General features: G+C 66.8%; 9 protein-coding genes. 3 read left to right on the top strand and 6 right to left on the bottom strand.

Annotation, left to right across the window (positions count from 1 at the left end):
• Positions 1-2: 2 nt before the first annotated feature.
• On the bottom strand, positions 3-2234 hold the full coding sequence (locus SLQ30_RS29120; protein WP_319450348.1) for an MDR family MFS transporter: 2232 nt from the start codon (positions 2232-2234) through the stop codon (positions 3-5).
• A gap of 486 nt (positions 2235-2720) precedes the next feature.
• Here SLQ30_RS29120 and SLQ30_RS29115 point away from each other — a divergent pair, with 486 nt between their 5' ends.
• Positions 2721-3155, top strand: a complete 435-nt coding sequence (locus tag SLQ30_RS29115; protein WP_319450349.1) for an STAS domain-containing protein — start codon at positions 2721-2723, stop codon at positions 3153-3155.
• Between the two features lie 114 nt (positions 3156-3269).
• Here the strand turns inward: SLQ30_RS29115 and SLQ30_RS29110 are convergent, their stop codons facing one another.
• Complete coding sequence (locus SLQ30_RS29110; protein ID WP_319450350.1) at positions 3270-3866, bottom strand: TetR/AcrR family transcriptional regulator; 597 nt, start codon at positions 3864-3866, stop codon at positions 3270-3272.
• Positions 3867-3957: 91 nt separating this feature from the next.
• Here SLQ30_RS29110 and SLQ30_RS29105 point away from each other — a divergent pair, with 91 nt between their 5' ends.
• On the top strand, positions 3958-4623 hold the full coding sequence (locus SLQ30_RS29105) for a peroxiredoxin-like family protein (RefSeq protein WP_319450351.1): 666 nt from the start codon (positions 3958-3960) through the stop codon (positions 4621-4623).
• Between the two features lie 102 nt (positions 4624-4725).
• Here the strand turns inward: SLQ30_RS29105 and SLQ30_RS29100 are convergent, their stop codons facing one another.
• The gene (locus tag SLQ30_RS29100; RefSeq protein WP_319450352.1) at positions 4726-6495 is read right to left on the bottom strand and encodes a hypothetical protein; all 1770 of its coding nucleotides are present in this window, start codon (positions 6493-6495) and stop codon (positions 4726-4728) included.
• Between the two features lie 124 nt (positions 6496-6619).
• On the opposite strand from SLQ30_RS29100, the gene SLQ30_RS29095 reads away from it, so the two are divergent.
• Positions 6620-8269 carry a hypothetical protein gene (locus tag SLQ30_RS29095; protein ID WP_319450353.1) on the top strand — a complete coding sequence of 550 codons (1650 nt, stop codon included), beginning with the start codon at positions 6620-6622 and terminating at the stop codon, positions 8267-8269.
• A gap of 62 nt (positions 8270-8331) precedes the next feature.
• On the opposite strand, the gene SLQ30_RS29090 is transcribed toward SLQ30_RS29095, so the two are convergent.
• The 3 genes from SLQ30_RS29090 to SLQ30_RS29080 form a co-directional block, all read right to left on the bottom strand.
• Positions 8332-10143, bottom strand: coding sequence for a bifunctional serine/threonine-protein kinase/transporter substrate-binding domain-containing protein (locus SLQ30_RS29090; protein ID WP_319450354.1), 1812 nt, complete (start codon positions 10141-10143; stop codon positions 8332-8334).
• Between the two features lie 161 nt (positions 10144-10304).
• A complete protein-coding gene (locus SLQ30_RS29085) occupies positions 10305-11540 on the bottom strand; it encodes a glycosyltransferase (RefSeq protein WP_319450355.1) in 1236 nt (411 codons plus the stop codon).
• Positions 11541-11545: 5 nt separating this feature from the next.
• The gene (locus SLQ30_RS29080; RefSeq protein ID WP_319450356.1) at positions 11546-14758 is read right to left on the bottom strand and encodes an adenylate/guanylate cyclase domain-containing protein; all 3213 of its coding nucleotides are present in this window, start codon (positions 14756-14758) and stop codon (positions 11546-11548) included.
• Positions 14759-14804: the final 46 nt, after the last annotated feature.

Here is a 14804-nt window from a genome sequence, read left to right as displayed (position 1 = left end):
GCCTATCGCTGCGGAGGTCGTGGAGGCCTCGGCGGCGGCCCTTGCGGCCGTAGCCGAGTGGTCGGCGGTTCGTGGGACTCCAGCGGGCGTGGACGCGTCCTCGGCCCTGGGTAGTACGTCGGAGGTCGCGGGGGCGGCGGCGGTTGTGGCGCGCGGCTCGGCGGCTGCAGCGCCCGGCGAGGAGGACGCATCCGCATCGCTTGCGTCTCGTCGTCAGTCCAATCCCGTTGCACCAGAACGTCTTGCGAGATGCGCTCCAATGCGTCGTGGACTTGGCCACGATCGGGGCGGGCCTGCAACCCGGTCGACTGGGCGAGCCGCTGGGTGAGCCAGTTCATCGTCTCTGCGCGCACGACTTCGACCTGATGCGACCCGGCGGAGGTCAGCCAGAAGTTGTCTCCGCTGCGCTCGGCATAACCCGTGGCAGCGAGCCGGTCGAACGCCGGCGCGAGGATCTCGCGTGGCACCCGGACGTGCTCGGCGACGTCGCCCAGCCGAGCCTGCCCGGCGGCCTGCCCGAAGCGGTACACCTGCATGAGCGCCCACAATCGGCCGATGTCGAGCTTGGCCCCCGGACGCTCCGCCAAGGCACGCAATTGCATGCCGGAGCCTTGGCGAATCAGCCGGCCGACGGCGTTCTCCAGCAGTTGGTCCGGCGAGTCGGTGGTCGGCATCGCGAAGCCCTCACCTAGATCGATGGCGGTGCTGACGGCGTTGTCGCGCAACGGAACTTGTTTGAGCATCAAGGCCAACACGAATCCGACGATCGCGACCGGCGCGGCATACAGGAACACGAGGTCGAGCGCGTCGGCGTAGGCCGCCGCGATCGGCGCGGCCATTTCCGGCGCCAGCTTGTGCAGTGCATCAGGAGACTGCGCCGCCTCGGCTGGAGCGCCGCTTTGTGCGACGGCGTCCGCGAGCCGGCTGTGCAGGAAGTTGTTGAAAAGCGAGCCGAATACGGCCGCACCGAATGAACTGCCGATGGTGCGGAAGAACGTCACACCGGAGGTCGCCACACCGAGATCGCTGAAGTCGACGGTGTTCTGCACGATCAGCACGAGCACCTGCATGCTCATCCCGATGCCAGCGCCGAGCACCACCAGATACAGCGACTGCACCAGAGTCGACGTGTCTGGGCCCATCCGCGACAACAACACGAAACCGATTGCCATCACCGCTGATCCGACCACGGGGAACAACTTGTATTTCCCGGTGCGGCCGACAATCACACCGCTGCTCAGCGACATCGTCAGCATCCCGGCCACCATCGGCAGGGTGTGCAGCCCCGACGTCGTCGCCGAGACGCCGTCGACGAACTGCATGAACGTCGGCAGGAACGTCAACGCGCCGAGCATCGCGAACCCGACGACGAACGACAACGCGCAGCACACGCTGAAGACCGGCTCGCGGAACAGCCGCATCGGCAGAATCGGTTCCTGCGCCCGCAGTTCGACGGCGATGAAAGCGCCTATGGCAACCAGGGATCCGACGAAGAGCCCGATGATCATCGGCGAACCCCACGCGTAGGTGCTGCCGCCCCAACTGGTCGCCAGGGTGAGCCCCGTCGCGCCCAGCCCGATCAGGACGATTCCGGCGTAGTCGATGACTGGCTTCGCCATCCGGCCGAGGTTGGGGATGGCGACGACGGCCACCACGATGACGACGACCGCCACTGGCACGTTGATCCAGAACGCCCAACGCCAACTGAGGTGGTCGGTGAAGAACCCGCCGAGTAGCGGGCCGATCACCGTCGTGACACCGAACACGGCTCCGAGGGCACCCTGGTACTTGCCGCGTTCACGCAGTGGGATGACTTCGCCGATGACCGCCGTCGCGGTGACCATGATGGCCCCACCACCGACGCCCTGAAGGGCGCGCGCAGCCACCAGCATCTCGAACGAGCCAGCCAGGCCGCACAGCACCGAACCGGCCATGAAGAACAGCACCGCGGCGATGAAGATCGTCTTGCGGCCGATCATGTCGCCGAGCTTGCCGACGATCGCCGTCACGATGGTCGACGCAAGCAGATAGCTCGTCACCACCCACGCCTGGTGGCCGGCACCGCCGAGATCAGCCACCACCGTGGGCAACGCCGTCGCCACGATCGTCTGATCAAGCGCGGCCAGCAGCATGCCCAAAACCACGGCCGTGAAGATCAGATTGCGCCTCGGTCCCGCCACCTCGGCGTCACTGGTCTGCGGCGGCTGCGGCGGCCCGGTCGTCGTTGCCGTCATACGTCGTCCTCGCTCGGTGTCGTTTCAAAAGTCGATCCCGTATAGCCATTGTGTAGGAGCGCTACGCATCGGCCGGTCAACGAATCGCTCGCATCGCTTTTGCGGTTGCTACCTCTTGAGAAGTAGCCGACTCGGGCTGTTGGTTCGATTCGCCAGTGGGCGTTGAGCGCACCTCAAAAGTGGCTACCCGAGCGCGTCGTCGCAGCGCACAGCCTCCTACCGGTGGGTACGAAATTCGCTGCGCGTCGACCGCGGGGGTGCCGCAGCAGTGGCCACGCGACGTCCCGCGGCTTGCTATGGAATTCTCCGCAACTGATCCCGTTGCATCCACAGCTGGTGAGCGGCCCGGACCTAGTTCCCGTCACGGCCGAAACACACATTTACGCAGGTGTAGGAGTTTTAGCCGACTCGGAAACCGCCCTATTCACGCGACGAATTCCGTAGTACCGTCGAAAAATCAGTCTCGCCCATGGAAGGGGAGGCGCCATGAATGACATAGGCACATCCCGCCGCTATCGCCCGGATCCGTCCGGAATCGGGCAGCCGGAGACATGGGGACGCGCAAGCGCGAATGCGTCCCTGACATCGAATTGCGTCATCATCGCCGTCGTGGGCGAGCTCGACGCGAGCAACACACCTCAGCTGTCCAGCTATATCGAGCGGCACCAATTCATCGCCGACCGGCTCTATCTCGACTTGCGTGAAGTGACGTTCTTCGCGACCGCCGGACTTGCCGTGCTGTACCACGTCAAGCACGAGCGCGAAGAGCACGGTGCGCCTTGGCGATTGGTCGCAGGCCCCGCGGTCCGCAAGCTGTTGCGCGTATGCAACGCCGGTGGCCTGCCACGCCTCGACAACCTGGATGGGATGCTCGGGCGGGTACGCCCGCTCAGCGCGTCGTTCGCTGTCACAGGTCGCTAACTCGCGGCGCTACAACAACTTTCGCGGTCTTCTCGTCGAGGTGGGCGGCGGGGACATCAACCAGGTCCTCGCCGGTCCAATCTGGTTGGGCGACAACAGTTACGCGACAGATGCTTATGCGGTCGCGAATGACTCGATGTGGTCGATCACAGTGTTCAGTGCGGTCTGCAGTGGCTCGCCGTCGCGCAGTGTCTTGGTGAGCAGCAACCCACCCTGCAGTGTGGTCAGCAGAGTCGTCGCCAATCTGTCGGTGTCGGCGTCGGCGACGAGTTCGCCGCGGTCCTTCATGGCGGCGAGGCCGCCATGAATGGCGCCTTGCCACCGCTGGTAGCTCGCTGCGAGGTCGGCTCTTGCCGCGCTGTCGCTTTCGGCCAGTTCGCTCGCCAGCGAGCCCAATGGGCAGCCGCCCCGGAAGTCGTTGGCGCGTTGCACGTCGACGACCACGTCGGCCCAGCCGCGCAATGCGTCGAAGTCGTCGAGGCGCGCCAGCAGAGGTTCCTGGAATCCGAGGATCGCGTCACTCCAGTACTCGATGACGGCGCGGGTGAGCGAGCGCTTGTCGCGGAAGTAGTGGTACACCTGCGACGCGCTGACTCCCGCGGCGACCTGGACGTCCTCGGTACTGGTGCCTGCGACCCCACGCTCGTGCATCAGGATCGCGGCGGCGGCCACGATTCGGTCCCGGGTGGCCTGGCCCTTTCGGGTGATCATCGTTAGAGGTTACCGATTCTGGAGTTGACAATCCAAAAATCGAAGCGTTTTGTGGAGTGATCAATCCAATTAAGCATCGGAAGGCGGTCGCATGACGACGCACACACCCACCATCGCCGAGCAGGCAGAAGCGATGATCGTCGGCGCAAGCTCGGCGATGCCCGCGGACGTCATGGGTGCCTTCGCTGCCGAGCAGGCCGCACTGGACGCGGGCGGCGTGCCGAACGGCGTCGTCGTGCCGGGAACGGCCATGCCCGATGGCGACCTGCTCGACGTCCACGGCAGACCCACCTCGCTGGCTCGGCTGCGAAACGGCAAACCCGCGGTCGTGGTGTTCTACCGCGGGGCCTGGTGCCCGTACTGCAACATCACGCTGCGCACCTATCAAGCCGAGCTGGTGCCTGCACTCGCCGAACGCGGCTTCGAGTTGATCGCCGTCAGCCCGCAGAAGCCAGACGGATCGCTCAGCTCCACCGAGTCGAACGAACTGACCTATGCGGTGGCATCCGATCCGGGCAATCAGCTCGCGGTCGCGTTGGGCATCCTGATCGAGCCGTCGGCCGATTCCATTGCCGCACAGATCAAATTGGGCCTGGACCTCACCGAGATGAACGCCGATGGCGGAAAGACGCTGCCGATGCCGACGGTCGTGGTGGTCGACGCCGCGGGCGTCATCCGATGGATCGACGTGCACCCCAACTACTCGACCCGCAGCGAGGTATCCGACATCCTGGCCGCCGTCGACGCGGTGAGCTGAATCCGTGGCCGAACAGCGCCACTACAAGGTCGACTGGCGCTTCATCTCGCTCCGAATGATCAACGCGCACATCACCGTCGGCGTTGAGTTGGTCAAGCTGAGCTAGCCGAGCGGGGACGAGTACGACGGGGTGACCGGAGCTACCTCAGGCAACTTCGGGAGCTCCGGAGCCTCCGGAGCTTGGGCCGGGGGCGTGTAAGCCGGGACGGGCGCTGGCTCCGGAGCAAGCGCAGGCGGCTTGTACTCCGGCTCGGGCTCGGGGGTGTACTTCGGCGTCACCACTTCAATCGAGGGTGGCGACGAAGGAGGGCTCGACGGCGGACTGGAAGGTGGTGACGACGGCGGACTGGACGGCGGGCTCGACGGAGGAGAAGAGGGTGGCGACGACGGCGGGCTCGAAGGAGGGCTGGACGGCGGAGAAGAGGGTGGCGACGACGGTGGGCTCGAAGGCGGGCTGGACGGCGGAGAAGAGGGTGGCGACGACGGCGGGCTCGAAGGCGGCGATGACGGTGGCTTCCACGGCGGAGTCCACGGCGGCTGCTGGCCTGGCGGGAAGACGACGATCGGCGGGAGCGGAATCGGGATCGGGATGATCGGCGGGAACTGCGGGACGACGGGGGCCGGAATCGGCGGGACGTCCACCGGCGGCAGCGGCGGCGCTTCCGGCGCAGGGATGTCGACCGGCGCCGGGGCCGACGGCACGTTGCCATTGCTGTTATTGCCCGTCCTCGAGCGCGGCTGGGCAGGCGCGACGGGCGCCGCAGGCGGCGGGGTCAGCACGGCGACGGGCAGCGACACCGGATCGGGTTGGTGCGGAACCGGCGGCAGGTAACGTCCCGGCACGGCATCGGATTGTGCTGCGGGCGTTGGCAAATCGCTGACCGCAGCGGTGGGCCGGACGTTGATGGCGACCGCGACCGCCAGTGTGGCGAAGCTGATGACCAAGAAGCCGACCGCGCTGCCCATCAACAGCATGCGCGGGGGCGCCGGCGTCACCGCGGCGGTGTACTCCGTCGCATCCTCGTCCTGCTCGGGGATCAACTCGCCGAGCGGAGCGTTCGGCATTTCGTCGTACTCGCCCGACTCCATGGGCAACGGTTCGTCATCGGCCATCGAGTAGGCGAGCTGCGGCCCCACCGAGGCCGCGAGCGCGGTCGCCTCACCGGCGGTCGGAGCAGTCGGCGCCAACTGCGTCGCCGGGCCAGCCGGGTCGACGGAGGGAGCCAGTTGAGTGGCAGGCCCAGCCGGGTCGACGGCGGTCTGCGCCGCTCCCCGTGCGATCGCGAAGCTGGCATCGGCGGGCACTTCCACCGGGATCGGCGATTGGATGCCCGCTGCGACGGACTCGAGGTCGGCGCGATGGCTGACAAGCATCACGCGCAGCGGGGCGTCCGGCCGTCCGAGCACGCCTTCCAACACCGCCGCGCAGGCGACGGCCGCACCGGCAGCCCCGATCGGCGCCGACGCCAGCACCGACGTCGTCAAGGAGTCTTGGCCGACGATCGCGAGCGTCGCGGTCTCGTCGTCCACCAGCAGCAACCCGGCATCGGCTGCGGTGTTCCGGATCAGGGCGGTGGCCGCCTCGTCCTCGGAGACCACCTCGACGTCCTGGACCCCGGCGCTCAACAGCACCCGCCGCAGCGTGTCGGCGCGCGCCGCGTCGTCGAAGTAGAGCCGCGTCGCCGACATCCGGTTGCCCGACTCGGCCACCGCACGGTAGGTGCTGACGATGGTGTCCGACAAGTCGGTCGTCCCATCGGCCAGCAGGTCGAGTTCGTATTGGTCGAGCACGTGGCCACCCGTGGCGGGCGACTCCATCAGCGCCAGCCGGGCGACCGGCCCGGTCACCGCTACCCCGAGGACTACGTCCACAGGACTACTCCTTGCCTCCGTCTGCCCGACCAGACCGTCCACGCTACCGCGAACCCTTGGAACATCCTTGGCGTATCCCGGCTGCCGCTTGTGCACCCGACCCAGAATGAGCACAGTTGAGTTCGTGAGCGAAGCTGGCCCCGCCGTGCCCCGGTCCCAAGTCGGCTACGTCCCCGCCCGGGCCAACCGCGTGCGCGACGGGCTCGCGGTGGCGCTGCTCGTCATCGCCACGCTGCTCCCGTGGAGCATCGAATTCGGCGTCGGCGTCCCCGGCAGTAGCGCGCTCGTATTCGTGGTGCTCGTGGTCGTGACGCTGCTGTCCATCGGTGCCGCCGTCGCCCCCTACGTCGGGCCGTGGGCACTGTCCGCGCCGAAGGCCAATGCCCGCCGCACGGCGACGGTTCGGTACTGGCTCAACGCTCCGTACTTCTTCTGTGTACTCGGCTTCATCGTGTTCCACCTCGTGCAGACCGTTCGCGACGGCGGAACCGGCATGGTGCCCCCTGGCGCCGGACCCGGTATGTGGCTGGGTATCGCGGGGGCGCTGCTCGCAGCACAGCCCGTGCTCACCAGTACGACGTTGGAGCGCAACGACTTCGACGGCTGGTACGCAGCCGCGCGCTTCATCGGCATCGGCTCGATTGTGCTCGCAGCGCTGTCGGTGGTGTTCAACCTCTTCTGGCGACTGCGCTACCTCTTCGTCACCGAGGGCGACATCGGCGGCCAGGACGTGGCCGTCGTCGTCACCACGCTGCTGTACGGCGGGGTGGCCATGGTGGCGTTGGTCATCGGTTCGCTATGGCTGGTGCAGAAGACGGCCGCCGCCCGGCTAGCGACGACGGCGCTGGGCGTCTCGGCCGCGCTTGCGGGCACACTCGTGTGGCTGGTGGGCGTCGGCCGCGACGTCGACGCGTTCCACGGGATCGCCGAGAACACGTCGACCGCAGCCGTCGGCTACGAGGGCTACCTGGCCTGGGCCGCCGCGGCCGCGATCGTCGCACCGACCACGCTCTACGCCGTGTTCCTGATCAAGCCGCCAACGCTGGCCGTGTACCGCGGCGCGGCGCTGAAGTGCTTGACGCTCATCGCCTTTTGGTCGTTCGCGGCGGCCGGACTGCGGGTGACCGACTACCTGATCGCGGTCTCGCTCGACCTGCCGCACCGCATCTACGACAGTTTCGCGCTGACGGCGTTCAACGTCGTCACCGGATGCGTCGCCGTATGGCTGAAACGCCAACTGGCCAAGGGCGGGTTGACGTCGACCGTTATCGCCGCGTTCGCCGGGGTGCTCTCGGTGTTCACCGCCGCGCAGTTGGTCATCGGCGTCGCGCTCGCCCCGCGGTACGCAGACCCAGTGCCGCGCAGCGCCGACGCGATCTACGGCAACGACCTCGCGCAGCAGCTCACGAGCACGTTCGACGTCGTGGTCTGCGTGCTGAGCCTGGCCATCCTGGTCGCGGCGCTCGTCACGGGACCGTTGGCGGGCTACGTGTTGCGGCGGCGGGCTGCAAAGCCAACTCCGGTTGCCGAAGCCGCTCCCCCGACCATCGTGCTCGCCCGGCCGCAGCAGAAGACGGTGCCGAGAATCGTTCGGCTCAACGAGGATTCGACCAGGATGCTCGCCGAGGCCGCCCCCACGGCCACCCTGCGAATCCAACGGCGGCCACCGGCGTCGACGTCGGACCCGGACGCGACCGTGCAGGCTCCTGCCGCCGCGCCGGATCCGTTGGGGACGGTGGCCTGGCCCGTCGATCCCGGCGCGGACAAAAGCTAGCCGGCCGCGGTCAGTCCGAATTCGGCGCTATGCGCGAGCACGAATTCAGGGTTGCGCCAGGCTCAGCCCGCGGCGCCGTTCACCGTCGGCTTGTCGATCATGCCCTTCTCGACGCCCCACTTCGTGGCGATGGTCCGGTACTCGCCGGTCTTGACGAGATGCTCGAGGGCCTGCTGCAACGACTGTGCCAGCCCCGAACCCTTGGCCACCGGCCAGCCGTACGCGGCCGAGTCCGACACCTCTCCGGCCGTTTCCAGCGCTCCCGCACTGAGTTTCACCGCGAAGCCCGTTACCGGCGAGTCGGCCGACATGGCGTCGACGTCACCCTTGACCAGTGCCGCGGTCAGGTCGTCCTGGCGGGTGAACACCACCATGTCGATGGGCGACAGGCCGGCGGCGACGCACGCGTCACTCTTGGCGGGGATCTCCTGGCTCTGCTGTAGACCACCTTGCGCGACACCGACTTTCAACCCGCAGGCGGCTCCCGGGTCGACCGTCGACCCGGCCCGTCGAGCCCACAGATTGCCGGCCTGGAAGTACGTCACGAAGTCGACGAGCTTCTCGCGATCCGCGGTGTCGGTAAACGACGACGCCCCGACGTTGAAGTTCGCGCCCTGTACCGAAGGGATGATGCTTTCGAACGCGGTCTCGCGGTAGTCGGGCACCAGCCCGAGCGTGCGTGCCACCGCGTCCATCAGGTCAACGTCGAACCCTACGATCTTGCCGGAGGAATCCTTGAACTCGTTGGGCGCGTAGGGCACATTGATGCCGACCACCAGCCGACCCGTCCCACGAATGCTCTCCGGGACCGTCGCCGCAATCGCGGGCACCGCCCCGTCGGGCGTCTCGGGCGGCGCCGTACTCTCGGCGACGCTCGCAGGCTTGGCGCCTTCCCGGTTGGGTCCGCCCCACAGCTGCCACGCCCCGACCGCGCACACCGCGACCAGCAGCACCGCAGCACTCGAGCCCAGCAGCATGCGTCGAGAGAACCTTGGGGCGGGCGCCTTCACAGGGCGACGTGCGGAATGCCGCCCAGAAGTCCGTCCGCCCTTGGGTATTGGCGCATTCAACGCACGTTGGGCGGCGGCGGCCAGCTCGGCGGCGGTTTGATAGCGCTTGGCGGGCTTCTTCGCCATGCCCTTGGCGATGACGTCGTCGTAGGCCGCCAACTTCGGGTCGAAATCCGACGGCCTGGGCGGCGGCGCCATCATGTGCCCGGCGATCTGCTGCTCGAGGCTGTCCGCCTGATAGGGCCGGTTGCCGGTGAGACATTCGTGCAGCACGCACGTCAGCGCGTAGATGTCGGCGCGCGCATCGATGGGCCCGCCCTCGAAGCGTTCGGGCGCCATGTAGCCCAACGTGCCCAACGTATTGCCCTGCGTGGTCAAGCCCGCCTCGCTCGCGGTGCGGGCCAGCCCGAAGTCGATGAGGTACGCGAAGTCCCGCTTCGTGATCAAGATGTTCGAAGGCTTGACGTCCCGGTGGATCAGGCCCGCCTCGTGCGCGGCATCCAGGGCCGTCGCGACCTGCTCGACGACCGAGACGGCGAAAGCGGGCTCGACCGGATGCTCGCGATCGGCGAGGATCTCCCCCAGCGTCTGGCCGTCGATCAGCCGCATGTCCAGGTAGAGCCGGCCGTCGATCTCGCCGAATCCGTGGATGGGCACCACGTGCGGGTCGTTGATACCCGCGGCGGCCTGCGATTCGCGGCGGAAGCGCTGCTGGAACGTCTCGTCCTCGGCCATGTGGGGCGGCAGCAGCTTGAGCGCGACGACCCGGTCGGTCTTCGTGTCGTAGGCCTGGTAGACCTCGCCCATCCCGCCCCGGCCCAGCAGCTTCTGCAACTGGTACTTCCCGAAAGGTGTCGCATCCACCGGTGAACTCCTCGGCAGCCGCCAATCGGTGTGTCGATAGAAGCTACCCCACCGTTGCCGACGACGCCGAAAATCTTGCCAAGGACGCGGTCGGATCGGAGTCAGAGAGGACGGCACCGGTAGCCGGAATTGCACCCGCACGGACGGCTGCGCGTGGGCGTTCACCTGACATGAGGGCCAAGCACGCGCTGCTCGAAGAGGTCGGCGCCGCGGGCCACGCCACCGGTGGCGGCGAAACCCGCCGCCACCCGTCGCGCTCCGTCGGTCATGGTCATCGCTTCGCGCACCTTTGTGCGGAGGCGCTCCGCGGACAGTCGCTTCGCCGGCAGGCGGGTGCCGCACCCGGCTACCTCGACGCGCCGTGCAACCTCGAACTGGTCGCGCCCGAACGGCACGACGCACACCGGAACTCCGCGGTTCAAGGCCTTTTGCGTGGCGCCCATACCTCCGTGGGTCACCGCACAGACCGCGCGGTCAAGCACCACGTCGTGCGGAATCAGCTGGCAGACAGTCGCATTGGAAGGCACAGCGAAGTCGTCCGGTTGTCCGGCCGGCATCGTCGCGACCACATGCACCGGCTTATCGGCCAATGCGGCCACCGCGACTTGAACAAGCTTTGCGTCCCCCTGCTTCTCCGATGACGTGGTAACGAGAACGATCGGCCGGTCAATGGCGGCAAGCCAGTCGGGAACCGTCTCGGGTCTCGGGTCGAGCGGACACGGCCCGATCATTTGCACTGCATCGCCGTAATCGACGTGGGGATACTCGAACGGCTTGCCGCTCGCGAGCAGCATCAGCGGCGGGCAGCGCCAAAACTCGTCCATCGAACTGACCCGCCGTAGCTGCAGTTGCTCGCGAATCTCATTGATAGATGGCAATCCACTGTTGACAGGCCCGCTCACCATGGTCCGGACTACGGCGTCACGAACGCGTCCGAACAGATTCGGCAAGGGCCTCAGGCCCGGGCCGAAGGGGGGCATCCCGTCTGCGCGCAGAGGGGGCGTGAATGGCGAAAAAGAGGCCCACGGGATGCCGCTGGCTTCGGCTACCGACAACGCGCCCCAGCACAGCACGTCGATAAGCAGCGCGTCAGGGTCGACGCGCGCAATCGCTTCCGTGACGTCGGGGACTTCGAGCTCTGCGCGCCGGCCGAACACCGCGAAGGCCCGCTTCAGGCCTGCACCCGGATTGCTGGCCTTCCAGTCGTCATGTTCAATCGCCTCGATTCGCGGATCGATTGCTTCCGTCGTGAATCCGAGCCCTTGGCCGATTTCCATGCCGCCGGAGAACGTGTGCAGATGAACCGCGTGGCCCCGGCGGGACAACTCCGAGAGCAGCGCGCTGATAGGCAGCACGTGGCCGAGCGCGGGGGAGGTATATGCCAAAATCGTCGCCATCGATGTCAACCTTCCGCGGTTGCTGGCGCGTTGGCCATCCGACGGGCGTCGGCGAGTCGTCCACGGGCGTCGACGTTTTCGCACAGCTCGAGGTACCGCGTCGCCAGGTCGGCGTACCCATCCGAATCACCCTGCGCGTTGGCCAACAAGGCGCGTGACTTCAGCCACCACAAGTCGGCCGCGGGAATGCCTGGCCGCCGGACTCGCCAATCGTCAACTACACGGTGCGCCTCGGCGAAGTCGTCGTTGCCTCCGCGCTCGATCAGCAGCCCGACGAGAGCCTCAGCGGTACAGCCAACTTCGACTCGAATGCCGCTGTCCATGTGGCGCGCGAACAGCGCGCGAAGATCATCGATCGCGTCGTCGCGTCGCCCCTTGCGCGCGGCGTCTATCGCGAGGTCAGCACCGATGGCCGTCATCACGTTCGTCTGCACCTTGTGCTTCTCGATGCTGGCGCGGGCATGCTCGAGGACTTCGATCGCCTCGTCGTGTGAGGCGTCGGCTGAGCGTAATAACGCTGTGCCGTAGGCGAACTGCGCGTCGATGATGCCGCAGATGTCACCGAACGACTCAGCCCGCCGCAGCGCCTCGCGCATCTCGTCGACCAGGTCATCAGGCTGGTACATGCCCATCGCCGCCATGATGCCCCCAAAGCTGAGAATGATTGCGTAGCTGACCGGAGGCAGTTCCCGAGCATGCCGGAGTCCCTCTTGGAGATGCCGTCGGCCGTCCTCATAGTCGCCGAGGCACATCTCCATGACACCCCGCCATGCGAGAGCGCCCGCGAATTCAATTGTTAGTTCTTGTTGAGGCCGTGCCAGGATCGCACCAACGCCCGCTAGCGCCGCGTCGAACTCGCAGTTGGCGTAATGCGCTCGGGCCACGGCGATGCGAATGATGTCGATCTCTGGTAGCGCGTCGCAGTCAAGATGGTTGAGGATTTCTTCGACTTCCGACGCCAATGCGAGCGTCTCGGGAACGCGGATGTCGTTGAAGGTAAGCGAAATAATGCGTCCAGCGGTTCCGATGGCTAGCGACTTCAGGTCGCCGGCTTGCAAGGACAGTTCGCGAAATTCGCGATACTGCTCATCAGCGTCAGCGGCACTGCCAACGAAGGACTCCGTCGAGCTCAGCATGGTGCGTGGCGCAAGCCGCATGCCGATGACGTCGTCGTGGTCATCGGGCAGCTGGTCGGCGATGGGGCGTGCACGCAGCCACTGAGCGCGTGCGGCCGGAATGTCGCGCGGCCGAAGCCATCCCGCTGCGCGCATGTGCCATCGGTACGCGTCGGCGAGTTCGCCGCCCGCTTCGAGGTGTGTGGCGATCAGCGCTGCGTTTTCGTCGGCGGCGGAAGTGTCGCGCGCCTCAATCGCCGCGGCCAACCGGCGATGCGCCTGCGCGCGGACGGCGCTCAACTGTGATTCATAAGCAACCGTGCGCACCAGCGGATGCCGGAAGCAATACCGTTGCCGCGGAACGAATTCGGTCTGATCGATCAACTCCGCCGACACCAAGTCCGCCAACGCAGACGACCCCACATCGGGGAGCAGAACATGCAGGGTATCGACGTCGAACCGGGTACCGATCACCGCCGCAGCATTCACGATCGCCTTCGCCTCTGCCGGCAGCCGATCGATGCGCGCCGCCAGAACGGCCTGTACCGTCGCCGGAACACCGATCTCATCGACACCGCCGACAACTCGATAGCCGCCGCGGCTACCCGAGATCACACCGCGGTCGCCCAGATCCCGCACGATCTCCTCGACGAAGAACGGATTGCCAACCGCCGCCACGGCAATCCGCTTCACCAACGCTGCCACCGACGGGTCGTTTCCGAGAAGCTGACACGCCAGCCGCACCGCCATCGCGTCAGAGAGCGGTTGCAGCGTGATCGTGTCATCCGGATGCTGTTGCAGCGCACCGTCGCTTTCGGGCCGGTACGTCGTGACGAACATCGACGACGTCAGCTTGAGCGCGTCGGCGAAATCCGCTAAGACCTCGTCGCTGGGAGCATCAATCCAATGCGCATCCTCCAAGAGGAACAGCATGTGTCCAGACCCCGCCCGCACCGCCTGGGACATGACCTCCACCAGTCGGCGACGACGGCCGTCGACACTGACCTGCAATTGCGGCACACCAGGATCGTCGATGCCCATCACATCGAACAGGATTTGCGCGTCTGCCGAATCCGATGTCAGCGCCTCACCGCATTGAGCCAGCACCTGCTCGCGGGCATCCGCGTCACTGAGGCCGTCAACTCTGAACATCGCGCGCAACAACCTTGCCAAGGCACGAAACGCCACCCCGGTGGTGTGAGACTCACACCGGGCCAGAACGACGTGCGTGCCCCGACGCTCGGCCATCGCGCTGAACTCAGCGATCAGCCGACTCTTGCCTAGGCCCGGCGCGCCCACCACCGCGACCAACTGACTCCGACCGGTGTCGAAAAGCCCGTGCAGCCGCCCAAGGTCGGCGTCGCGGCCCACCATCGCACCTTCGTTGCGGCCCACGACCGTGCGGCCCGATTCCACCGCGAGCAGTCGCCGCGCGGATACCGGCACGTCGGCACCCTTGATCACAACCTCTTCGACAGGACCCAGCCGGGCGGCGCCCTCCACCAGCCGCGAGGTGGACAACGAACACAAGACCCCACCCGCCGGCGCGGCAGACTCCATGCGCTGTGCCATGCCGACCGAGTGACCGACCGCCGTGTAGCGGCCCGGACCTGAACCGATCGAACCGGCGATGACCTCGCCGGAATTGAGCCCGACGCGAAGCTGCAAGCGAACACCATCGCGACGAAACACCTCGGCTGCGAACTCCTCGGCGCCCGACTGGATCTCGAGCGCCGCAATACACGCCCGCAGCGCATGATCCTCCAGCGCCATCGGGGCGCCGAAGAGTGCCATCAAGCCGTCACCGGTGAATTTGTCGACCGTCCCTTGATAGCGCTGCACCACTGCGGCCGCACGATTGAACAACTCATTCATGATGTCCCGCAGCCGCTCCGTCGGCAGTACCGCGGCCAGCGTCATCGAACCAACCACGTCGGCGAAGAGCACGGTCACCTGCTTGTACTCAGCCGACTGGGCGGCCTGGGTCAGTCTCGTACCGCACTCACTACAGAACTTGGCCGTCGGACTCGACGTCGTGCCGCAGGAACCACAGCACGGCCCCGACGCGGTCAGTCCACCGCCTCCATCCCCGCTGCGGTCCACATCAACATCGTTTCACCGCTGGTCAGCGATGTGCGCGATATCGCAT

The sequence above is a fragment of the Mycobacterium sp. RTGN4 genome, assembly GCF_033804635.1.
GTDB lineage: Bacteria > Actinomycetota > Actinomycetes > Mycobacteriales > Mycobacteriaceae > Mycobacterium.
The sequence above is the reverse complement of the archived record's forward strand: the minus strand, read 5'-3'. Positions and strand labels throughout refer to the sequence as shown.

Bases quoted from the DNA above. Each gene is read 5' to 3' on its own strand.
- SLQ30_RS29110 (WP_319450350.1), bottom strand. From the start codon at position 3,866: ATGATCACCCGAAAGGGCCAGGCCACCCGGGACCGAATCGTGGCCGCC.
- SLQ30_RS29085 (WP_319450355.1), bottom strand. From the start codon at position 11,540: ATGGCGACGATTTTGGCATATACCTCCCCCGCGCTCGGCCACGTGCTG.
- SLQ30_RS29115 (WP_319450349.1), top strand. From the start codon at position 2,721: ATGAATGACATAGGCACATCCCGCCGCTATCGCCCGGATCCGTCCGGA.
- SLQ30_RS29120 (WP_319450348.1), bottom strand. From the start codon at position 2,234: ATGACGGCAACGACGACCGGGCCGCCGCAGCCGCCGCAGACCAGTGAC.
- SLQ30_RS29105 (WP_319450351.1), top strand. From the start codon at position 3,958: ATGACGACGCACACACCCACCATCGCCGAGCAGGCAGAAGCGATGATC.